Raw genomic sequence first — 20,270 nt, 5'->3', positions numbered from 1 at the left:
TGGCCGTCGCCGCGCCGCATGGGAGGCTTCGGCGACGCTGGGGAGGGGACCGCGCGATGTCCGACATCTTCGAGATCATGCACAGCACCCGCGCCATGCGCCGGCTGAAGCCCGACCCGGTGCCGGACGACCTGGTCCTGAAGGTGCTGCGCGCCGGCGCCGCCGCCGCCAATGGCGGCAACACCCAGAAATGGCGCTTCCTGGTGCTGCGCGACGAGGCACGGAAGCGGGCCGTGCAGCGCTGGTACAAGAAGGCCTATGACGAGGTCATCGGGCCGCGCTACGCCAGCAGCGCGCCGCCGCCCGGCACCGATGCCGCGAGGTACCACCGCCAGCACCAGGCCGTCGAATACCTGACCGAGTATTTCCATGAGGCGCCGGTCTGGATCGTCGCCTGCCTGCTGGACGACAAGCCGACCCGCTGGTCGGGCGCCTCGATCTATCCGGCGGTGCAGAACATGCTGCTGGCCTGCCGCGCGCTCGGCCTCGGGTCCACGCTGACGACGCGGCACCTGATCTTCGAGGCGGAGGCCGAGGCGGCGCTCGGCCTGCCGCCCGGCGTGCACAGCTACGCCATCCTGCCGATCGGCTGGCCGATGGGGAAATTCGGCCCCGTGGGCCGCGGCCCGCTGGAGGAAATCGTCTATCTCGACGATTGGGGGAAGCCGTGGGAGGCCGCGCGGGGCGCGTGAAACGGGAAGGCCGCGGAGACGGTATTGTCCCGTTGGACGCCTCTGGCGTCCAACCCGCATCGATTCCTGGACGCTTGGCTACTGCCGCGCGGCCCAGGCCGACTCACGGAAAGGAAGGGAGGGGTTCGGGGAGGCAAGACGTTTCCCTCCCCGACCTTTTTGACGCGCTGCTCAGGCCGCCTCGCCCACCAGCACCACGCGCCCGGTGATCTGGCCGTTCTTCAGCCGGTTCAGCACCGCATCGGCGTTCTTCTGCGGCGTGGTCTCCACCGGGATGCCGGGGATCTTGCCCTGCTTGGCGATGTCGATCAGCGCGCGCAACTCCTTGACGTTGCCGACATAGCTGCCCTGGATGGTCAGCGCGCGGATCGGCATCAGCGGCAGCGGGATGTTCATCTCCCCGCCGAACAGCCCCACCTGCACCAGCTTGCCGCCCTTGCGCAGCGCATCGAAGGCGAAGCGCGCGGTCTGCGTGCCGTTCACCAGGTCGATGATGCCGGCGACCGGGCCGCCGCAGGCCTCGATGATGCGCTTCGCCGTCTCCTCGCCCGCGGCCAGCACGGTGTCGCTGGCACCCTGCTGCTTCGCGGCGTCGAGCTTCTTCTGGTCCACATCCACCGCGCAGATGCGCTGGTGGCCCAGCGCCTTGAGGATGGCGACGGCCTGCAGGCCGAGCCCGCCGGCGCCCACCAGGACCACCGGCTCATTCGGCTCCAGCGGCAGCAGCTTGTTGATGGCCGAGTAGACCGTGACGCCCGAGCAGGCATAGGTCGCGGCGAGCGCCGGATCGACGCCCTCGATATCCACCAGGTGCCGCACATGCGTCGCCAGCACATGCGTGGCGTAGCCGCCATTCTGGTAGACGCCGAGGCTGCGCGGGGTGAGGCACATGTTCTCCTCCTCCCGCTGGCAGATGGCGCATTTGCCGCAGCCGACCCAAGGGTAGACCACGCGCAGGTCGCCCACCTTGGTGCCCTGGTTCGCGGCCTCCGGCCCCAGCTTCACGACGCGGCCGACGATCTCGTGCCCCATGGCCAGCGGCAGCACCACGCCGCGGTCGGTCAGCCGCATCTTGCCGCGCGAGCCCAGGTCGTATTCGCCTTCCCAGATATGCAGGTCGGAATGGCAGACGCCGGCATGGGTGACCTCCAGCAGCACCTGCGCGCCGGTCGGCTCCGGCGTCGGCATCTCGATCTCCTGCAGCGGCTTTCCGGTCTCGACGACGGCCCAGGCGCGCATGGCGTTTCCTTCCTTGGATTTGGGTGGGGGCGCATGGAAGGCCCGGGCGCGTGCGGGGTCAAGGCAGGCCGGCGCGATGCCGGATGGCGGGCCGGGCGCTGCCGCCTCGAGCGGCGCGGCGGACGCTGCCGGACGGCGACCCGGCCAGGGCGCGGGCGGGGCCGCGGGGACGCCCCGGCTCGGGCTGGGCGACAGCGCCGATGACGCGGCCACCGACAGCGGTGCGCCCGACCCGAAGCCCGCGCGGCCCGACCGCCGTTGATCGTTGGGGCCGCGCTACTCCACCTTGATCCCGCGCTCCCGCACCACCCGGCCCCACTCGGCCATCTGCCGGTCGAGGAAGCTGGCGAAGCCCTCGGGCGAGGACGCCACGATGTCCACGCCCTGGCCCTCCTCCAGCTTCCGGCGCGTCTCCGGCCCGGCCAGCGCCGTGGCCGTGGCGGCATGCATGCGCGCCAGCACCGGGGCGGGCACGCCCGCGGGGCCGAGCAGCCCCCAGAAGGCCTCCGCCGCCAAGCCATCGAGTCCCGCCTCGGCCAGCGTCGGGATCTCCGGCTGGATCTTCGACCGCGCCGCGCCGGTCTGCGCCAGCGCCCGCAGCCGCGTGCCGACTTGGCCGCCCAGCCCGGCCGGGGAAGCCACCGCGAGGTCCACTTCGCCGGCCGCCGCCGCCGTCGCCAGCGGCCCGCCGCCGCGATAGGGCACATGCACGAGGCGCAGCCCGGTCTTCTGCTGCAGCACCTCCATCGTCAGATGCGCCAGGCTGCCGGCGCCGACCGTGCCATAGGTGATCGTGTCCGGCCGGGCGCGCGCAGCCGCCAGCACCTCGGCGAGGCTGCGCCAGGGGCGCCCCATGGGCGTGGTCACTAGCATCGGCGCGGTCGCCACCAGGATCACCGGCGCGAAGTCGCGCCGCGCATCGAAGCCGGCCTGCGGGTTCAGCGCATTCACCGTGGCATGGCTGTCGAAGACCAGCACCCAGGTCTGGCCATCCGGCGCCGCCCGCGCCACCACCTGGGTGCCGAGCGCGCCGGCGGCGCCCGAACGGTTCTCGACCACCACCGGCACGCCGAGCGTCGCCTGCAGGGACGGCACCAGCAGGCGGGCAATGGTGTCCACGCTGCCGCCGGGCGGGAAGGGGGCGATGATGCGGATCGGGCCGCTCGGCCAGGACTGCGCCAGGGCGGGCGTGGCCAACAATGCCAGAAGCGATCGACGAAGCATCCCAGCCTCCAGAAGAACTACGGGGGGAAAGCATTCCCCCCGCGCCCCCTTCTATTTCTCCGAGTCCGCCAAACCAACAACCAGCGCCTAATCGGGCCGGATGTCGTTCTCGCGGACCACGCGGCCCCAGGTCTCTATCTGCTGGGCGAGGAAGTCGCGGAAGGCGGCGCCCTCGCGCGGGGCGAGGTCGATGCCCATCACATTGACCAGCCGGTCCTTCACCGCCGGCACCTCCATCGCCGCCCGCAGCGCCTCGGCGTAGCGGGCCTGGATGGCCGGCGGCGTGCCGGCCGGCGCCAGCGCGCCCCAGAAGGCCTCGCCCTCCACCGCCAGGCCAAGCTCGCGCAACGTCGGCACCTCCGGCGCGGCGGCCCAGCGGCGTGCGCCGGTGCTGGCCAGCACCCGCAGCGTGCCGGCCTGGATGTGCTGGACGAAGATCGTGCCCGTCGCGGTGGGCAGGTCCACCTCGCCCGCCGCCGCGGCGGTGGCGAGCGGCCCGCCGCCGCGATAGGGCACATGCACCAGCCGCGCATCCGCCGCCTTCTGCAGAAGCATCATCACCAGATGCGCCAGGGACCCGTTGCCGATCGTCCCGAAGGTGACGGTGTCCGGCCGCGCCCTCGCCGCCGCCAGCATGGCCGGCAGGTCCGCCCAGGGCCGCGCGCGATGCGCCGTGACGATCATCGGTGCGGTGCCGAACAGCAGCACCGGCGCCAGGTCGCGCTGCGTGTCGAAGCCGAGATTGGCGATCAGCGCCGGGTTCACCGCATGGGTGTCGAAGACATGCAGGAAGGTCTGCCCGTCCGGCGCCGCCCGCGCGGCCTGCGCCGCCCCCAGCGCGCCGGAGGCGCCGGGCCGGTTCTCGATGATCACCGGCACGCCGAGCGAGGCCTGCAGATGCGGCTGCAGCAGCCGCGCCACCGTGTCCACGCTGCCGCCGGGCGGAAAGGGGACGACGATCCGGACCGGCCCGTTCGGCCAGGCCTGGGCGGAGCCGAGGCGCGGCAGGGCGGGCAGCGTCCCGGCGGCCAGCAGGGCGCGGCGGCCCCATCTCTGCGACAACATCGTCGGGCGTTTCCCCCTATGGCGGTCGCCGCGGCATCTGGGCCGGGCCGCGCGGGAGCGCAAGCGGCCGCCGCGACGCGGCCCGCCGGGTGCGGGGCGGATCGCGGCAGGCGACGAAGGCGCGGACGCCCGAGGTTCAACCGCCAAGGGCGAGGTCGGGCGCCTTGCGCATGCCGCTCGGCGAGCGACCTGCCCCGGGCTGGGGGGGCGCGGCGCAGGCCGCGTCGCCGGGCCAGGCGGGGCCGCCGGCGGGCCGGCCAGGGGGGACAGCCAGGGGGGACAGCCAGGGGGGACAGCGATGACCGGGACCGGCGCGCGATGCCGGCCGCGAGGCGGCGATGGCGCGGTGCCGCAAGGCCGGACGGCCGAGGCGCCGGGCGACAAGCCGGCGAGGATGCGCCGGTCACCGGGGGTCGGGCGGTGCCGGGCCGCGCGCAACGGTGGCGGAAAGACCGGGACGATGACGGCGACGCCGACCACCCCCGCGCCTGATGCCGGAGGCCCGGCAACGGCATCCCGGCGGCGGTGGCGTGGCGGAACGGCGCGTCGATCATCATGGCCGCCTGCCGGCCGACCGCGCCGTGCGGCGGCCACCAGGATCGCCGCGCAGACGGAACCGACGTCCGCGCACCGCGGACGGGTAGGGCAGGCCTGGGGCTGCGGCGGGGCGCCAGGGCCGCCGGCAGGTCAGGCCGCCGGCCGCGTCCCGCCTGCCACGCGCGCAGAGAGCAGGGCGCGGCGGATCTCCGCCTCGGCCTTCTCCAGCTCCTTCGTCGCGCTCGCCCGCTGCTGCTGCGCGTCCTGGGCGATGCGCAGCGAATCCTCGATGGTGGCGACCAGCGTGGCATTGGCCTGCTTCACCGCCGCGATGTCGAAGACCCCGCGCTCCAGCTGGGTGCGGGCCTCGACATTGGCGGTGCGCAGCCGCTCGGCATTGCCGGTCAGCAGCTCGTTGGTCAGGTCGGTCGCCTCCTTCAGCGTCCGCCCCGCCGCCCGCATGTTGTTGATGGCCAGCGCCTGCGCTAGCTGCTGCCGCCAGAGCGGGACGGTGTTCGCCACCACGCTCTGGATCTTCGCCGCCAGCGCCTTGTCGTTCTCCTGGATCAGCCGGATGGAGGGCAGGGCCTGCATCGCCACCTGCCGCGTCAGCCGCAGGTCGTGCACCCGCCGCTCCAGCTCGTCCCGCGCGCTGCGCAGGTCGCGCAGCCGCTGCGCCGCGGTGCTGTCGCCGCCCTCCACCTCCCGCGCCAGGGCGGGGATGGCCTCGGCCTCGACGCGCTTCAGCACGCGGTCGCCGGCGGCGATGTGGTCGCCCAGCGCATGGAACCAGTCGAGCGTCGCCTGGTAGAGCCGCTCCAGCTTCTCGACATCCTCGAGCAGCTTGGTGCGGTGGGTGTCGAGCTTGTCGCCGACCGCCTCCACCTGGCCCTTGATGGTCTCGTAGCGCTGCATGACCTTCGCCGCTTCGGCGCCGGCGCGGCGGAAGAGCCGGTCGAAGAAGCCGGGCCGGTCGGCCAGGCCGCGCATGTCGAAGCCGCGCAGCGTGCCGAGCAGGGTGGAGAGGGTGACGCCGGCCTCGCCGGCCTCGCGGTTCCGGGCCCCTTCCAGCATGGCGTCGGCGGCGGCCGTCGCGCGGTTCTGCGCCTCCTGCCCGAAGCGCAGGATGCTGCCGGGATCGGCGATGTCGAGCTGCTGGGCCAGGCGTTCGACGACCGGCTCGCGCTCGGCCGGCACCTGCCCGACCGCTTCCGCCAGGGCCTCGGGCGTGATGCTGCGGAGGTCGGTGGCCTGCGTTGTCGTGCCGCTCATCGGTATCCCTCCTCGCGCAGCCGGTCGGAGAGGACCTTCACCTGGATCTCCAGGGCCTCGCTCTCCTCCCGCTGCAATTTCGCCCGCAGGTCGCCGGCGGTGCGCTGCAACTCGTCCAGCAGGGGCGGCAGGTTCACCGGCGGCGCCGCGCCGGCCTCCAGCCGCGCGGTGATCCGCTCCAGCCCGTCCAGCTGCACGGTCAGGAAGCGGCGCGCCATGGGCAGCCGGTCAGGCCGCACGGTCAGGTCGTCCAGCACCCCGCCCATGGCCTGCGCCACGTTGCGCAGCCGCGGGTCGGCCAGCCGCGCCGCCACCGTCTCGATGCGGGCGAGGCGGATGCGGCTTTCCTCGATGGGACCCGGTGGCGCCGGCGGCGGCGGCGGCGGCGCGGCTTCCGGCAGGGCGGCATACATCAGCCGGGTGCCGAAGAAGGCGCCGCCGGCCAGCAGCGCCGGGAAGACCATCCCGAGATCGGCGGCGAAATAGCCGCCGAGCGCGGTGCCGGCCGCCATCGCCCAGGCGGCGCGGTCCGTGTCGCCGCGACGGCCGCGGCGCAGCAGCCAGGCGGCCAGCAGGCTGGCGCCGAAGCCCAGCGCGCTGCCGAGCACGATGTCCTCGTCCCCGCCGATGGCGGCGATGAGCGCCGAGAGCAGGAAGGGGGAGGCGAAGACCGGCAGGCCGTAGCCGCGCCAGCGGGCGCGCAGCCCGATCCAGCCGCCGAGGAAATCCTGCCACATCAGTCGAACACCATCAGTCGAACAGGGCGCCCAGGCTGTTGAACACGGCGATGATGCCGCTCAGCCAGACCGTCGCGGTCAGCAGCAGGCCGCCCCAGGCCCAGACCAGGGGCGTGTGCGGCGGGGGGGGCGACGGAACGGGCACCGGGGGGCTGGCCATGACGGCGGAGAGATCGCGCGGCGGCCGGGCCGGATCAAGCGCCGGGCCTGTAACGGTGCGTGACGTTGCGGGGAGGTGCGGGCGGGCGGCGCGGCCCCGGCATCGCCCCCACACCGCCCCGCAACCGCCGCGCAACCGCCCCTGGCGCCGGCCCGGCCGTTCCGCCCCGCGCCGATCTGCCCTAAGGGCGGCGGCGCAGCAGCGGGAGGGACTCCATGGACAAGGTCGCCGTCGTCGGGGCCGGGCTGATCGGCCGGGCCTGGGCCATGGTCTTCGCGCGGGCGGGGCTCTCCGTCGCGCTCTGGGACAAGATGGAGGGCGTGGCCGACCGCGCCATGGGACTGATCGAGGCCAGCTTGGCGGATCTGCACGCCGCCGGCCTTGTGACCGAGGCGCCGGCCACCATTCTGGCCCGCATCGCGCCGGCCGCAACGCTGGCGGACTGCGTCGCCGGCGCTATCCATGTGCAGGAGAATGGGCCGGAGCGCGTGGAGCCCAAGCGGGACCTCTTCGCCGAGCTGGACCGGCTCTGCCCACCCGCCGTGGTGCTGGCGAGCAGCACCTCCGGCATCCCGGCCAGCGAGTTCACCGGCAACCTCGCGGGGCGCGGCCGCTGCCTGGTCGCCCACCCGGTGAACCCGCCCTATCTCGTGCCGCTGGTGGAGCTGGTCGGGGCGCCCTGGACCGACCCGACGGTGGTCACGCGCACCCGGGCGCTGATGGAGCGGGTCGGGCAGGTGCCGGTGACGGCCTTCAAGGAAACCCGCGGCTTCGTGCTGAACCGGCTGCAGGCGGCGCTGGTCGCCGAGGCCTTCCGCATGGTCCGCGACGGGGTGATGAGCGCCGAGGACGTGGATGCCTGCGTGAAGGACGGGCTCGGCCTGCGCTGGGCCTTCATGGGGCCCTTCGAGACCATCGACCTCAATGCCCCTGGCGGCGTCGCGGACTATGCCGGCCGCTTCGGCCCGCTGATGGCGGCGATCACCGAGGAGCAGACGCCCTTCGACTGGGATGCCGACACCGTCGGGCGCGTGGCGGAGGAGCGCCGGGCGGCGCTGCCGGTGGAGGGGATCGAGGGCCGCAGCGCCTGGCGCGACCGGCGGCTGATGGCACTGGTCGCCCACAAGCGCGGCCAGCCGGTGTAGCCTCGGCCCCCCCCGAGGAATGTGAGGGAGCGGGCATGGCCGAGATCGAGACGCTGCTGCAGGACGCGGTGGCGAAGGGCGTGGCGCGCGGCATCGCCGTGACGGCCGGCGACAGCAAGGGCGTGCTGCTGGAGGCGGCGGCGGGCGAACGGGCCCCCGGCCAGCCCATGGCGCCGGATACGGTGGTCTGGATCGCCTCCATGACCAAGGCCATCACCGCCACCGCGGCGCTGATGCAGGTGGAGCGGGGCCGGCTGACGCTGGACGGCCCGATCCGGGAGGTGCTGCCCGACCTGGCCGAGCCGAATGTGCTGACCGGCTTCGCGCCGGAGGGCGGGGAGCCGATGCTGCGGCCGGCCCGGCGCCCGATCACGCTGCGTCACCTGCTGACCCATACCAGCGGGTTCAGCTACGACATCTGGAACCCGGAGATCGGCGCCGTCATGGCGGCGCGCGGCATCCCCGGCATCATCGGCTGCCAGCGCGCCGCGCTGACCACGCCGCTGGTCGCCGACCCCGGCGAGCGATGGGAATACGGCATCGGCATCGACTGGGCCGGGCTGGCGGTGGAGACGGTGACGGGCAAGCGCCTGGGCGAGGTGCTGCGGGAGGAGGTCCTGGGTCCGCTCGGGATGGCGGATACCGGCTTCCGCCTGGGTGCCGCGCAGCGGACGCGGCTGTCCGACATGCATGCCCGCGGCGAGGACGGGTCGCTGGCGGCGATCCCCTTCGAGGTTCCGCAGGACCCGGAATTCGAGATGGGCGGCGGCGGCCTGTATGGCACCGTGCGCGACTATCTCCGCTTCTGCCGCATGTGGCTGAACCGCGGCGTGCTGGACGGCGCCCGCATCCTGTCCGAAGCGATGGCGGCGGAGGCGATGCGCGACAGCATCGCGCCGCTGGAGGTCACGCCGATGCGGACGGCACTGCCCGGCAGTTCGCATGACGTGGAGCTGTTCCCCGGCATGCGGAAGGGCTGGGGCCTGTCCTTCCTGATCAACGAGAAGGACGTGCCGGGCATGCGTGCGGCCGGCAGCCTGGCCTGGGCGGGCCTGGCGAACACCTACTACTGGATCGACCCGAAGCGCGACCGCGCCGGCGTCATCGCCACGCAGCAACTGCCCTTCGCGGATCCGAAGGTGCTGGCGACCCTCGATGCCTTCGAGCGGGCGGTCTACGCGGGCTGAAAGAACCTTGGGGAGGAAACAGCACGTCCTCCCCAAACCCCGCCTTTGCCTTCCGGGTGTCGCCACGCGGGGCGCGCTGCGCCCGACGGGAGGATGCTTCCCCCGCGTCCTCCCTACTTCTTCTCGACCCCCCAGAACACCGGGATCGTGGTCGCCCGCAGCCCCTCGATGTTCGCGCGATGCGCGGCCAGGGTGCGGAACTGGCCGGCATTGACGTAGGGCAGCACCTGGTAGGCGCGGGCATGCACCGCTTCCAGGATTGCCTTGCGCCTCGCCGCGTCCGGCTCCTCCCACCAGGACCGCCGCAGCCGCTCCAGCTCGGCATCGCAGGGCCAGCCGGCGAGCCCGCCCTCGCAGGGGCTGGCCAGGTACAGGTTGGTCAGCGGGTTCTGCGCGTCCAGCACATTGGCGACCGTGACGAACAGGTTCCAGCCGCCCTGCTCCACCGGGTCGCGCCGGTTGCGGCGCTGGGTGACCGTCGCCCAGTCCATCGCCGGCACGTCCATGGCCAGGCCGCCGCGCTGCATGGCCTGCGCCATGGTCAGCGTGACCGCGTTGTTGATCGGGCTGTCGGTGGCGTTGAGGAACACGACGCGGCGGCCGTCATAGCCGGCCTCCCGCAGCAGGGCGCGGGACCGCTCAGGGTCGGCCTGGCGCAGCCCCTCCGCCCCCGCCTGGCTTTCCAGCGGCGTGCCGCAGAGGAACCAGGCGGGGCACCAGGGCACCTGCTCGCTCGGGCGGATGCCGGCGGCCTGCAGGTTCTCCTGCTGGTTCACCATGTGCAGCAGGGCCTGCCGCGCCTTCGGGTTGTCGAAGGGCGGGATGGCGTGGTTGGGCCGCAGCCAGACCATGAAGCCGGCGGGATTGAGGGCGAAGAGGCGAATGCCCCGGTTGCGCTCCAGCACCGGGATCAGGTCAGGCGAGGGCTGCTCGACGAAATCCACCTCCCCGGCCTGCAGCGCCGCGGCGGCGGTTGAGGCATCCGGCATCGCCAGCCATTCCAGCCGGTCGATCCTCACCACCTTGCCGCCGGCGAGGCCGTCCGCTGCCTCGGCCCGCGGGCGATAGGCGGGGTTGCGGACATAGGCGGCGCGGTCGCCGGCGCGCCACTCATTGGCGCGGAAGATGAAGGGGCCGGAGCCAGTGGCGTCCGTGATCGCCGTGGTCGGCGGCGTCTGCGCCAGCCGTTCCGGCATGACGAACAGTGCGCTGGCGGTCGGCCGCGCCAGCGCCTCCGTCACCAGGGCGAAGGGGCGGGCGAGGGTGAGCGCGAAGGTCCGGTCGTCCACCACCTCCAGGCTGGCGGTCGCGGCGGCCAGGGCGCGGCCGACCACGTCGCGCTGCGCCCAGCGCCGGATGGAGGCGACGGCGTCGGCGGCCCGCACCGGCGCGCCGTCATGGAAGGCCAGCCCCTCCCGTAAGGTGAAGCGCCATCGCATGCCGTCGGGCGAGCGCTCGAAGCGCTCCACCATCTGCGGCTGTGGCTCCCCCTTGCTGTCCAGCGCGAAGAGCTGGTCATAGACCATGAAGCCGTGGTTGCGCACGAACGCGGCAGTAGACTGCACGGGATCGAGGCTGGTCAGCTCGTTGATCAGCACTACGCGCAGCGTGGTCTGCGCCGCGGCGGGCTGGGCGAGCAGCGCGCCGATCGCGGCGGCGGCGAGCAGGCGGGGCAGGCGGGGCAAGGCGGCGCTCCGGTCGGTGCTGGCGCCATCGTCGCCCGGGCCTCGCCGGGGCGCAACGCGGATTGACGGCCCGGCCCGTGCATCGGAGCATCGCCGGAAGACCGGGATATCGACGATGCGCCGCAGCCTGCCGCAAGCCGCCATGCCCGACCGCGCCCGGGACGCGTCCTGATGCTGCGCCAGGTGCTGGTGCGGTTGCTGATGGCGGTGCCGGTGATGTTCGGCGTGCTGCTGGTCGGCTTCCTGCTGATGCAGGTGGTGCCGACCGACGCCGCCCTGGTGCGCGCCGGGCCGACCGCGACGCCCGACGTGGTGGAGGCGATCCGCCGCGATCTCGGGCTCGACCGGCCGGTGGCCGAGCAGTTCCTGCTGTATCTGGGACGCCTGCTGCAGGGCGACCTGGGCGTCTCCATCATCAACAACATCCCAGTCGCGCAGGAGCTGGGTGCGACCATCGGCCCGACGCTGGAGCTGATGGCGGCAAGCCTGGTCTGGGCCATTCCGCTCGGCATCCTGCTGGGGACGGTGGGCGCCTATTGGCGCGGGTCGCTGCTCGACCGGGCGGTGATCGCGCTCGGCGTCGCTGGCGTCTCGGTGCCCGTCTTCTTCCTCGGCCTCGTGCTGATCTGGCTGGTCGGCTTCCACTGGCAGCTGCTGCCCTTCACCGGCCGCGGCGGGCCGCTGTGGAGCGCGGAGGGGCTGCAGGCCATCATCCTGCCGGCGCTGACGCTCGGCGGCACCTTCGTCGGGCCGGTGGCGCGGATGACGCGGACGGCGGTGCTGGACGTGCTGTCGGCCGACCATGTGCGCACGGCGCGGGCCAAGGGCCTGCCGGAGCGCGCGGTGGTGCTGCACCATGCGCTGCGCAATGCGCTGATCCCCGTAGTGACGCTGATCGGGCTGCAGATCGGCTTCCTGCTGGGCGGCGCGGTGGTGGTGGAGACGGTGTTCTCCTGGCCCGGGGTGGGACGGCTGGCCGTGGGCGCCATCCTGTCCTCCGACTTTCCGATGGCGCAGGGCACCATCATCGTCCTGTCCGGCGGCTTCATCCTGGTGAACCTGCTGGTCGACCTGCTGTATGTCGCGATCGATCCGCGGATGCGCACGGCATGAGCGCGACCGCACTCGAGACGCCCGCCGCCAGGCCGGCGCGGCGCCGGGACGGCGTCTGGCCGCGGCTGCTGCGCGACCCGGTGGCGGCGGTGGCGCTGGGCTTCGTCGTGCTGGCCGTGCTGGCGGCGTTGCTCGCCCCCTGGCTGGCCCCCTCCGACCCCTATGACAACAACCTGCTGGCGGCGATGAAGCCGCCGGGGACGGAAGGGCTGCCGCTGGGCGCGGACGGGCAGGGGCGTGACCTGGTCACGCGGCTGCTCTTCGGGCTGCGGGTGACCCTGCTGATGGGTCTGGTGGCGACGCTGGCGGGCGGGCTGCTGGGGATGCTGCTGGGCTTCCTGGCGGCCTTCTACCGGCGCTGGCTGGACATGCCGATCATGCGGGTGATGGACGTGATGCTGTCCTTCCCGGCGATCCTGGTCGGCCTTGCCATCGCCGCCATCGCCGGCCCGGGCATTCCGGCGGTGGTGGTCGCGATGTCCATCGCCACCGTGCCGCTGATGGCGCGCATCACCCGCGGCAGTGCGTTGGTGGTGATGCAGCTGGACTATGTGGTGGCGGCGCGGGCCGTGGGCTGCACCGATGCGCAGGTGATCCTGCGGCACCTGGCGCCCAACTGCCTGTCGCCGATCTTCGTCTTCGCCACGCTCCGCTTCGGGCAGGTGATCCTGCTGGGATCGGCGCTGTCCTTCCTGGGGCTGGGGGCGCAGCCGCCGACCGCGGAACTGGGCGCGATGGCCAGCGAGGGTCGCAATTTCCTGTTCTTCGCGCCGCATATCGCGGTGCTGCCCTGCCTGCTGATCTTCCTGCTGGTGCTGGCCTTCAACCTGCTGGGCGACGCGCTGCGCGATGCGCTGGACCCGCGGATGCGCTTCTGACTCGAGGGTTCCAGGGGCCCTTCGGCCCTTGGTGGGGGTTCAAGGGGGCAAAGCCCCCGTTGCTGTCGGGAGAATGACGATGAAGGGACTCGTTGCCGGCGCATTGCTGGCGTTTTCGGCCGGCGTGGCGTTGGCCCAGCCGGCGCCGCGCAATACGCTGGTGATCCTGCGCGAGATCGACGCCGACAACTACGACCCGGCGCGCAGCACCGCGCGCTCGGCCGGCGAGAGCCTCTACATGATGAGCGACACGCTGGTCTCGCTCGACTGGGACATGAAGACGGTGCGGCCGGGCCTGGCGGAGCGCTGGGACGTCTCGGAGGACGGCAAGCTCTACACCTTCCATCTCCGCCGCGACGTCACCTTCTGCGACGGCAAGCCCTTCACCGCGCGCGACGTGGTCTATTCCATCCAGCGCTGGGTGGCGCCGGAGACGCGCAGCCCGGTGCGCTGGCGCGCCGGCCCGCTCAAGGAGATCCGCGCGAAGAACGACCACACGGTCGAGTACGAGCTGAACGAGCCCTATGGCGAGCTGCTGTACCAGCTGAGCCTGTTCTTCGCCTCCATCGTCGATCAGGCGACGGTGGAGCGGCTGGGCGCCAATTTCGGCGTGCAGGGCTTCAACGGCACCGGGCCCTATTGCTGGGCCAGCTGGACGCCGCGGCAGGAACTGGTGCTCCAGAAGCATCCGAACTACCGCTGGGGCCCGCCGATCTACCGCAACCCGGCGCCGCAGGTGGACCGGGTGATCTGGCGCATCGTGCCGGAAAGCCAGACGCGTCTGGCGGCGCTGCAGACCGGCCAGGCCGATGTGACGCAATACATCCCCCCCATCGCGGTCAGCCAGCTGCGGCAGCTGCCCATGGTGAAGATGTCCACCCAGGAGAATTACTTCTGGGACCATTTCATGGGCTTCAAGGTCGACAAGCCGGTGGTGAACGACCCGGCCTTCCGCCGGGCGGTGAACCAGGCGGTGAACCGCAGCGCCATCGTGCAGGCGGTGTGGTTCGGCAATGCGACGCCGGCCGATGCCTACATGAACCCGAACACCGCCGGCTATGACGCGGAAGCGGCGAAGCTGGTGCCGGGCTACGACCCCGAGGCGGCGCGCCGCACGCTGGATGCCGCCGGCTGGGCGATGGGCGGCGACGGCGTCCGCGCCAAGGACGGCCAGCGCGCCAGCTTCCTGGTCTATGCCATCAACACGCAGGAGGGGCGGCGATACCTGGAGGCGATCCAGGCCGACCTGCGCCGCGTCGGTGTCGAGATGCGCATCCAGCTCTGGGATGCGACGGTCGGCTGGGGCAAGCTGGCGACGCAGGAATTCGACGCCTTCATCATGTCCTACCCCTATGTGACCGCGACGGACGGCTTCTCGCTCTATTTCGACAGCCGCAACCGGCCGACCCCGAACCGCATGAACTGGTCCGACCCGGCGACCGATGCCGCCCTGCAGGAGGCGAAGACGGCGCTGGATCCGAATGTCCGCATGGCGGCCATCGCCCGGGCGCAGCGGATCGTGTCGGAGAACAATGTCTGGCTGCCGATGGCGCGCGAACAGATCTGGGTCGCGGCGTCGCAGCGCACGGAAGGGGTCCGGGCGCATGGCATCTATGGCGTGGCCCTGTACAAGGGCCTCGACATCCGGCTGACGCGCTGAGGAGGGGGAACGCCATGACCATCACCGTCATCCGCAACGCGGACGTCGCCATCGCCTGGAATGCCGAGACGAAGCAGCACGAATATGTCGCGGGCGCCGACATCGCCTTCGAGGACGGCAAGCTGATCTTCGTCGGTCAGGGCTATGCCGGCCCGGCGGAGGAGACCCTCTCCGGCAGCGGCCTCATGGTCATGCCCGGCCTCGTCAACATCCATTCCCACCCGTCCTCGGAGCCGATGAACAAGGGCTTCACCGACGAGGTGGGGACGCCCGGCCTGTACAATTCCTCGCTCTATGAATACCTGCCGGTATTCCGCCCGGATGCCGAGGCGGTGTCGGACTGCGTGCGCGTCGCGCTGTCGGAGCTGCTGCTGTCCGGCGTCACCACTGTCGCCGACCTGTCCATGGCGCATCCCGGCTGGCTCGACCTGCTGGGCGAGAGCGGCATGCGCGTCTGCATCGCGCCCATGTTCCGCTCCGCCCGCTGGTACACGAAGAACGGGCATGTCGTGGAATATGCCTGGGACGAAAAGGCCGGCGAGAAGGCCTTCGCCGAGGCGATGACCCTGATCGAGCGGGCCGAGCAGCATGAGAGCGGCCGGCTCTTCGGCATGGTGGTGCCGGCGCAGATCGACACCTGCACGCCGCAGCTGCTGAAGGACAGCAAGGACGAGGCCAAGCGCCGCGGCGTCTCCTGGCAGATCCATGCCGCGCAGGCGGTGGCCGAGTTCCACGAGATCACCCGCCGGCACGGCTTCACGCCGATCCAGTGGCTGCACGAGCAGGAATTGCTGACCGACCGTAGCATCATCGGCCATGGCATCTTCCTCGACGACCATCCGCTGACGCCTTGGCACACCAAGCGGGACCTGGACATCCTGGCGGAGACCGGCACCACCGTCGCGCATTGCCCGACCGTGTTCGCCCGGCGCGGCATCACGCTGAAGCATCTGGGCCGCTACAAGCGGGGCGGGGTGAATGTCGGCCTCGGCACCGACACCTACCCGCACAACATGCTGGATGAGATGCGGCTCGCCGCCTATCTCGCCCGCACCCAGGCGCAGGACCCGCGCAGCCTGACGACGACCGAGCTGTTCGAGGCGGCGACGGTGGGTGGGGCGAAGGCGTTGGGCCGGGACGATATCGGCCGGCTGGCGGCAGGCTGCCGGGCGGATTTCGTGCTGGTGGACATCACCCACCCGATGATGCGGCCGGCGCGCGACCCGCTGCGCAGCCTGATCTACGCCGCCGGCGACCGGGCGCTGAAGGCGGTCTATGTCGACGGGACCAAGGTGGTGGAAGATGGCGAGGTCCTGACGATGGACTACCGCCAGGCCGCCCTGCACGTGCATGAGGCGCAGCAACGTGCCGAGGCGCGGGTCCCGGAGCTGGACTGGGCGCATCGGCCGGCCGAGAAGATCGCCCCGCCCACCTTCCTCTGGCGCTGAGGCGCGGGCCTCTGGCGCTGAGGCGCGGGCGGGGAAGGGTGCTCAGGCCTCCTCCGCCTCGCCCCGCCGCCGGCGGCGCAGCCGCTCCCGCTCCGCCCGGTCCTCCTCGATCATGCGCAGCAGGTCCTCCGGGATCGGCTCGGCCGCCACCTGATCGAAGGCATCGCGCAGGGCGCCCTGCAACCACAGGTCGAAAGCGGACTCCTCGCGCTGCGGGTTCGCATCCGGGTCGGGCAGGCGACGGCGGCCTGGCTGGCTACGCATGGTCACGGATCCCCGGGCTTCGGCACATGCATGGCAACGCCGGACATCGCAATCCGCTGCGTGCGCCCGCACATTGCACGATGCGGCGGTTTTCTGGACACGCCGGCCGCCGGAACACTTGCGTGTTCGGCGGCCGCCGGGGGCCACCCCCGGCCAGGCATCGCGGGGCGGGTCCGGGCGGCGGGGCATCCGCTGCCCGCGCCGCGACTTGGACGCGGCGCGGCCGCGGCGGTATCCTTGCGGCCAGCTCCCCGGGAGGAAACAGCATGACCGCCACCATCGTCTCGCCGCGCCTGATGCGGATCGGCGGCGGCAGCGTCGGCCAGGTCGCCGAGGTCCTCGGGCTCTTCGGCCTCTCCCGCCCGCTGGTGGTGACCGACCCCTGGATGGCGTCCTCCGGCACGGTCGAGCGCTGCCTGGAGCCGCTGCGCCAGGCCGGGATCACCGCCGCGGTCTTCGCCGAGACGGTGCCTGACCCGACGGATACGGTCATCGAGGCCGGCGTCGCCGCCTTCCGCGCCGGCGACTACGACTGCCTGATCGGCTTCGGCGGCGGCAGCCCGATGGACACGGCGAAGGCCATCGCGATCCTGGCTGCGGCGGTGCCGGGCCAGAAGATGCGGGACTTCAAGGTGCCCGCCACCGCCGACAAGGCGGCCTGCCCCGTCCTCTGCATACCGACCACGGCCGGCACGGGGTCTGAGGCGACGCGCTTCACCGTCATCACCGATACCGGGACCGACGAGAAGATGCTGATTGCCGGCCTCGGCGCGCTGCCGCTGGCCGCCATCGTCGATTTCGAGCTGACCTACAGCGTCCCGCCGCGCACCACCGCCGATACCGGCATCGACAGCCTGACCCATGCGCTGGAGGCCTATGTGTCGAAGCGCGCCAACCCGCATGCCGACAGCCTGGCGCTGTCCGCCATGCGCCTCATCGGGCGGCACCTGCGCAGCGCCTATCACAAGCCGCGCGATGCGGCGGCGCGGGAGGCGATGATGCTCGGCGCCATGCAGGCGGGCCTCGCCTTCTCCAACGCCTCGGTGGCGCTGGTGCATGGCATGTCGCGGCCGATCGGGGCGCATTTCCACGTCCCGCACGGGCTGTCCAACGCCATGCTGTTGCCGGCCGTGACCGAGTTCGGCCTCAACGACGCCCTGCCGCGCTATGCCGAGGCGGCGCGCGCCATCGGCGTGGCGACCACCGAGGATGCCGACCAAGTCGCCGGGTCCAAGCTGCTGGAGGAGTTGCGGGCGCTGAACCAGGAACTCGGCGTGCCGACGCCGCAGGGCTACGGCATCGCGCGGGAGACCTGGGAAGGGCTCCTGCCCGTGATGGCGCGGCAGGCGCTCGCCTCCGGCAGCCCCGGCAACAATCCGCGCGTGCCGGATGAAAGCGAGATCGTTGCCCTCTACCGGAAGGTGTATGCCTGAGCACCCCGACGGGCAGGCCCGCCGCGGCCTGCGAGGGCATCGGAATCCGCCAGCCGTCCCGGGTCGGCGGAGGCAGGGCCGCTTCCGGCCGCGCGGCCGTCCCGCCACCCCGCGACCCGCTCCCTCCCGGCCGCGCGGCCCGGCATTTGCGCGCGGGCGATGCTGCCGGCCGGCGATGGCCGGCCGTGCGGCGCGGCGGCCTATTCCGCCCGGCGGGCGCGCCAGGCCGCGCGCCAGCCGGGCAGGGCCGTGGCCGGGAGCGGCCGGCCGATCCCGTAACCCTGCGCCTGATGCACACCCAGGGCCCGCAGCGCGGCCCAGTGCCGGCGATCGGCCACGCCTTCCGCCGTCACCACCTGCCCCCGGGCCCGGGCCTCGCGCACCAGGCGCCGCACCGCCTGCCGGCAGGCGGCGTCGGACAAACGCTCCGCCAGGGACCGGTCCAGCTTCAGGCCGGCGAAGGGCAGCGCATGCAGCCGCCAGCGGCCATCGCCGAGCGCGACATCATCCAGCAGCACGCCGAAGCCGGCATGGCGCAGCCGGCGCAGCGCCCGGGCCAGCGCCGCCAGGTCATGCACTGGCGTCGTCTCGGTCAGTTCCAGCACCACCTGCCGGCGCGGCAGCGGGGCGCGCGCCAGCAACCGGCCCAGCCGCGCCGGCAGGCCGGGGTCCAGCAGCAGCGCCAGCGGCAGGTTCAGCGTGACGCCCAGGCGCAGCCGCGGCCAGCAGGCCGAGAGGTCGCGGATGGCCGCACCCGCCACCGCCGCCGCCAGGTCCGGCGCCAGGCCCGCCTGCTCCGCCAGGGCGACGAAGGCATCGGGCCCGATCACCTGGCCGGCGCGATGCCAGCGGGCCAGGGCCTCCACCAGCACGGGCCGGCGGTCGGCGACACGGACGATGGGCTGGTAGTGGACGCCGATCTCGCCGGCCTGCAGCGCCTGCCGCAGCGCCGCGACGGTGCCGTCGCCCGGCGCCCCCGCCAGCGGGCCCGCCGCCATGGCCTCGGCCAGCAGCGCGGCATCGCCCGGCACGGGGTCGGCGCCGCAGGCGATGGCGGAGGGGCCGAGCAGCACCAGGGCGGTGCCGGTCGCGGGTTCGGCCAGCAGCGCGAGCAGGCGCGGCCAGGTGGCGCCGGCGGCGGCAGGGTCGCAGACCAGGTGGCCTGGCGCGAGGCCTGGGCGGACGAGGCGCGCAAGGGCTTCCGACCCGGTCCCGACGGTCCGGGCGGTCAGGCCCAGTCGGGCGGAGGCCGCATGCGCTGCCAGGATCGCGTCAGGGTCCTGGGCCAGCACGAGAACCTGGCGGCTGCGCACCGGCACGACCCGGGAGGAAGGCAAGAGTCAGGTCCCGTCGTTGCTGGCCCCAGCTATAGGCTGCGTTGATTCCTGACGAAAGATGAAATTCGATCCAAGAAACGTAAATCGAGACGATGCGATCAGGCTAGCCGTCGGGTCGCCGACCCGCATCGCCCGCCGCTGCGGGCGCGACGAGGCCGCAGGCCCCGGATGCGAGCCTTCATCAACCTTCGGACAGGAAGCAGGGCGGCAGGGTGCGGCGGAGGCGCCCTTCGCCGCGGGGTGTCAGCCCGGCCGCGATCCCCAGGGGTCGGTCGACCAGCGCGCCTCCAGCTCCGCCAGGGTGCGGCTGACCATGGGGCCCCAGGCGGTCGGGCCGAGGAAGCGGGGCAGGACGCCCTCCGCCTGCGCCTGATCGGCATAGTCGGGATCGGTCACCGCCGCCTGCAGCGCCACCAGCAGCGGTTGCAGCAGGGCGGGGTCGGTGCCGGACGGCGTGGCGAAGCCGCGATGCCCGGCGAGCCGCAGCGGGATGCCCTGCTCGGCGAAGGTGGGGATGTCCGGCACCAGGTCGGTCCGCCGGTCCTGCGCCAGCCCCAGCCCGACCAGTCGCCCCTCCCGCAGGGCGGCGATCGCCTCCGGCAGGGCCAGCAGCGCGCAGGGCAGGTTGCCGGCCATCACCGCCTGTCGCGCCGCCGCGGCATTGGCGAAGGGCAGCAGGCCCAGCGTCAGGGCGCGGCCGAGCGCGGCGCCGGCCAGTTGCGCCGCGCTGCCCTGCGGCGGCGTGCCCATCACCGCCTGGCCGCCGAGCGCGCGCAGCGCCGGCAGGTCCATGCCGCCGCCGGCCTGCCCGACCAGCACCAGCGGCTCCTCCGCCACCGTGGCCAGGAAGGCCAGCCGGCCGAGCAAAGGCTGGGCGCGCGACTCCACGGCGCGGGCCAGCAGCAGCGGCGTGCGGACGGCGCCGATGGTCCGGCCATCCGGCGCCGCGGCGGCCAGCGACCGCGCGGCCGCCAGGCCGCCTTCGCCCGGGCGGTTGAGGATGGCGATGCCGGCGCGCGGCCAATGGCGTTCGAGGAAGGGGGCGAAGCTGCGCGCCCAACTATCGGTCACGCTGCCGGCCGGGGCGCCGACCAGCAGGGTGACCGGCCCCGGCACGGCCAGGGCTGGCAGGGCCGGCGCCGCCAGCGCCGCCGCCAGCACCGCCCGTCGCCGCAGGCCGCGGCCGGGCGCCTC

At 73.0% G+C, this 20,270-nt stretch carries 18 protein-coding genes; 8 read left to right on the top strand and 10 right to left on the bottom strand.

All coding sequences use genetic code 11. The features are described from left to right. Positions 1-56 precede the first annotated feature (56 nt). Positions 57-692 carry a nitroreductase family protein gene (locus E2C05_RS10325; protein ID WP_133219542.1) on the top strand — a complete coding sequence of 212 codons (636 nt, stop codon included), beginning with the start codon at positions 57-59 and terminating at the stop codon, positions 690-692. A gap of 171 nt (positions 693-863) precedes the next feature. Here the strand turns inward: E2C05_RS10325 and E2C05_RS10320 are convergent, their stop codons facing one another. From E2C05_RS10320 to E2C05_RS32910, 6 genes are all read right to left on the bottom strand, one after another. Further along, positions 864-1,931, bottom strand: coding sequence for an alcohol dehydrogenase (locus E2C05_RS10320; RefSeq protein WP_133219541.1), 1,068 nt, complete (start codon positions 1,929-1,931; stop codon positions 864-866). A 276-nt stretch (positions 1,932-2,207) separates the two neighbouring features. Next, complete coding sequence (locus E2C05_RS10315; RefSeq protein WP_133219540.1) at positions 2,208-3,155, bottom strand: tripartite tricarboxylate transporter substrate binding protein; 948 nt, start codon at positions 3,153-3,155, stop codon at positions 2,208-2,210. Positions 3,156-3,242: 87 nt separating this feature from the next. Beyond that, positions 3,243-4,220, bottom strand: a complete 978-nt coding sequence (locus E2C05_RS10310; RefSeq protein ID WP_133219539.1) for a Bug family tripartite tricarboxylate transporter substrate binding protein — start codon at positions 4,218-4,220, stop codon at positions 3,243-3,245. Positions 4,221-4,907: 687 nt separating this feature from the next. Beyond that, positions 4,908-6,029 (bottom strand): toxic anion resistance protein, encoded by a 1,122-nt coding sequence (locus E2C05_RS10305; RefSeq protein ID WP_133219538.1) that lies wholly within the window; start codon positions 6,027-6,029, stop codon positions 4,908-4,910. Next, positions 6,026-6,766 (bottom strand): hypothetical protein, encoded by a 741-nt coding sequence (locus tag E2C05_RS10300; RefSeq protein WP_133219537.1) that lies wholly within the window; start codon positions 6,764-6,766, stop codon positions 6,026-6,028. Before E2C05_RS10300 ends, E2C05_RS10305 begins: the two co-directional genes overlap by 4 nt. A 13-nt stretch (positions 6,767-6,779) precedes the next feature. Further along, complete coding sequence (locus tag E2C05_RS32910; protein WP_158292046.1) at positions 6,780-6,926, bottom strand: hypothetical protein; 147 nt, start codon at positions 6,924-6,926, stop codon at positions 6,780-6,782. Between the two features lie 215 nt (positions 6,927-7,141). Between E2C05_RS32910 and E2C05_RS10295 the strand changes: the two genes are divergently transcribed. Then, positions 7,142-8,071 carry a 3-hydroxyacyl-CoA dehydrogenase gene (locus E2C05_RS10295; RefSeq protein WP_133219536.1) on the top strand — a complete coding sequence of 310 codons (930 nt, stop codon included), beginning with the start codon at positions 7,142-7,144 and terminating at the stop codon, positions 8,069-8,071. 35 nt (positions 8,072-8,106) lie between these two features. After that, positions 8,107-9,258 (top strand): serine hydrolase domain-containing protein, encoded by a 1,152-nt coding sequence (locus E2C05_RS10290; protein ID WP_133219535.1) that lies wholly within the window; start codon positions 8,107-8,109, stop codon positions 9,256-9,258. Positions 9,259-9,371: 113 nt separating this feature from the next. Here the strand turns inward: E2C05_RS10290 and E2C05_RS10285 are convergent, their stop codons facing one another. Continuing rightward, positions 9,372-10,943, bottom strand: a complete 1,572-nt coding sequence (locus E2C05_RS10285) for an ABC transporter substrate-binding protein (RefSeq protein WP_240046693.1) — start codon at positions 10,941-10,943, stop codon at positions 9,372-9,374. Positions 10,944-11,114: 171 nt separating this feature from the next. On the opposite strand from E2C05_RS10285, the gene E2C05_RS10280 reads away from it, so the two are divergent. The 4 genes from E2C05_RS10280 (at position 11,115) to E2C05_RS10265 (ending at position 16,042) form a co-directional block, all read left to right on the top strand. Next, entirely contained in the window at positions 11,115-12,056 is a 942-nt protein-coding gene (locus tag E2C05_RS10280; RefSeq protein WP_133219533.1) for an ABC transporter permease, read from the top strand. Then, positions 12,053-12,934: an ABC transporter permease gene (locus E2C05_RS10275; protein ID WP_133219532.1), complete on the top strand. Its 882-nt coding sequence runs from the start codon at positions 12,053-12,055 to the stop codon at positions 12,932-12,934. The genes E2C05_RS10280 and E2C05_RS10275 overlap by 4 nt, the downstream gene beginning before the upstream one ends. Before the next feature lie 79 nt (positions 12,935-13,013). Next, positions 13,014-14,594, top strand: coding sequence for an ABC transporter substrate-binding protein (locus tag E2C05_RS10270; RefSeq protein ID WP_133219531.1), 1,581 nt, complete (start codon positions 13,014-13,016; stop codon positions 14,592-14,594). A gap of 14 nt (positions 14,595-14,608) precedes the next feature. Next, the gene (locus E2C05_RS10265) at positions 14,609-16,042 is read left to right on the top strand and encodes an amidohydrolase family protein (RefSeq protein ID WP_133219530.1); all 1,434 of its coding nucleotides are present in this window, start codon (positions 14,609-14,611) and stop codon (positions 16,040-16,042) included. A gap of 42 nt (positions 16,043-16,084) precedes the next feature. Here E2C05_RS10265 and E2C05_RS10260 read toward each other — a convergent pair whose 3' ends face one another. Then, entirely contained in the window at positions 16,085-16,306 is a 222-nt protein-coding gene (locus E2C05_RS10260; RefSeq protein WP_133219529.1) for a hypothetical protein, read from the bottom strand. A 266-nt stretch (positions 16,307-16,572) separates the two neighbouring features. On the opposite strand from E2C05_RS10260, the gene E2C05_RS10255 reads away from it, so the two are divergent. Further along, a complete protein-coding gene (locus E2C05_RS10255; RefSeq protein ID WP_133219528.1) occupies positions 16,573-17,739 on the top strand; it encodes an iron-containing alcohol dehydrogenase in 1,167 nt (388 codons plus the stop codon). A 200-nt stretch (positions 17,740-17,939) separates the two neighbouring features. On the opposite strand, the gene E2C05_RS10250 is transcribed toward E2C05_RS10255, so the two are convergent. Both E2C05_RS10250 and E2C05_RS10245 read right to left on the bottom strand, forming a co-directional pair. Beyond that, positions 17,940-19,058 carry an EAL domain-containing protein gene (locus E2C05_RS10250; RefSeq protein ID WP_133219527.1) on the bottom strand — a complete coding sequence of 373 codons (1,119 nt, stop codon included), beginning with the start codon at positions 19,056-19,058 and terminating at the stop codon, positions 17,940-17,942. Positions 19,059-19,319: 261 nt separating this feature from the next. After that, a partial coding sequence (locus E2C05_RS10245) for a tripartite tricarboxylate transporter substrate-binding protein (RefSeq protein ID WP_133219526.1) occupies positions 19,320-20,270 on the bottom strand: 951 nt, incomplete at its 5' end.

Source organism: Paracraurococcus ruber (genome assembly GCF_004353985.1).
Classification (GTDB): domain Bacteria; phylum Pseudomonadota; class Alphaproteobacteria; order Acetobacterales; family Acetobacteraceae; genus Paracraurococcus; species Paracraurococcus ruber.
Note: the sequence above shows the minus strand (reverse complement) of the source record. Positions and strands in the feature narration are given on the sequence as shown.

Excerpts from the sequence above, each read along its gene's own strand:
- E2C05_RS10320 (WP_133219541.1), bottom strand. The coding sequence starts at position 1,931 with ATGCGCGCCTGGGCCGTCGTCGAGACCGGAAAGCCGCTGCAGGAGATC.
- E2C05_RS10265 (WP_133219530.1), top strand. The coding sequence starts at position 14,609 with ATGACCATCACCGTCATCCGCAACGCGGACGTCGCCATCGCCTGGAAT.
- E2C05_RS10310 (WP_133219539.1), bottom strand. The coding sequence starts at position 4,220 with ATGTTGTCGCAGAGATGGGGCCGCCGCGCCCTGCTGGCCGCCGGGACG.
- E2C05_RS10295 (WP_133219536.1), top strand. The coding sequence starts at position 7,142 with ATGGACAAGGTCGCCGTCGTCGGGGCCGGGCTGATCGGCCGGGCCTGG.
- E2C05_RS10280 (WP_133219533.1), top strand. The coding sequence starts at position 11,115 with ATGCTGCGCCAGGTGCTGGTGCGGTTGCTGATGGCGGTGCCGGTGATG.
- E2C05_RS32910 (WP_158292046.1), bottom strand. The coding sequence starts at position 6,926 with ATGGCCAGCCCCCCGGTGCCCGTTCCGTCGCCCCCCCCGCCGCACACG.
- E2C05_RS10315 (WP_133219540.1), bottom strand. The coding sequence starts at position 3,155 with ATGCTTCGTCGATCGCTTCTGGCATTGTTGGCCACGCCCGCCCTGGCG.
- E2C05_RS10255 (WP_133219528.1), top strand. The coding sequence starts at position 16,573 with ATGACCGCCACCATCGTCTCGCCGCGCCTGATGCGGATCGGCGGCGGC.
- E2C05_RS10260 (WP_133219529.1), bottom strand. The coding sequence starts at position 16,306 with ATGCGTAGCCAGCCAGGCCGCCGTCGCCTGCCCGACCCGGATGCGAAC.
- E2C05_RS10325 (WP_133219542.1), top strand. The coding sequence starts at position 57 with ATGTCCGACATCTTCGAGATCATGCACAGCACCCGCGCCATGCGCCGG.
- E2C05_RS10300 (WP_133219537.1), bottom strand. The coding sequence starts at position 6,766 with ATGTGGCAGGATTTCCTCGGCGGCTGGATCGGGCTGCGCGCCCGCTGG.
- E2C05_RS10275 (WP_133219532.1), top strand. The coding sequence starts at position 12,053 with ATGAGCGCGACCGCACTCGAGACGCCCGCCGCCAGGCCGGCGCGGCGC.
- E2C05_RS10270 (WP_133219531.1), top strand. The coding sequence starts at position 13,014 with ATGAAGGGACTCGTTGCCGGCGCATTGCTGGCGTTTTCGGCCGGCGTG.
- E2C05_RS10290 (WP_133219535.1), top strand. The coding sequence starts at position 8,107 with ATGGCCGAGATCGAGACGCTGCTGCAGGACGCGGTGGCGAAGGGCGTG.
- E2C05_RS10305 (WP_133219538.1), bottom strand. The coding sequence starts at position 6,029 with ATGAGCGGCACGACAACGCAGGCCACCGACCTCCGCAGCATCACGCCC.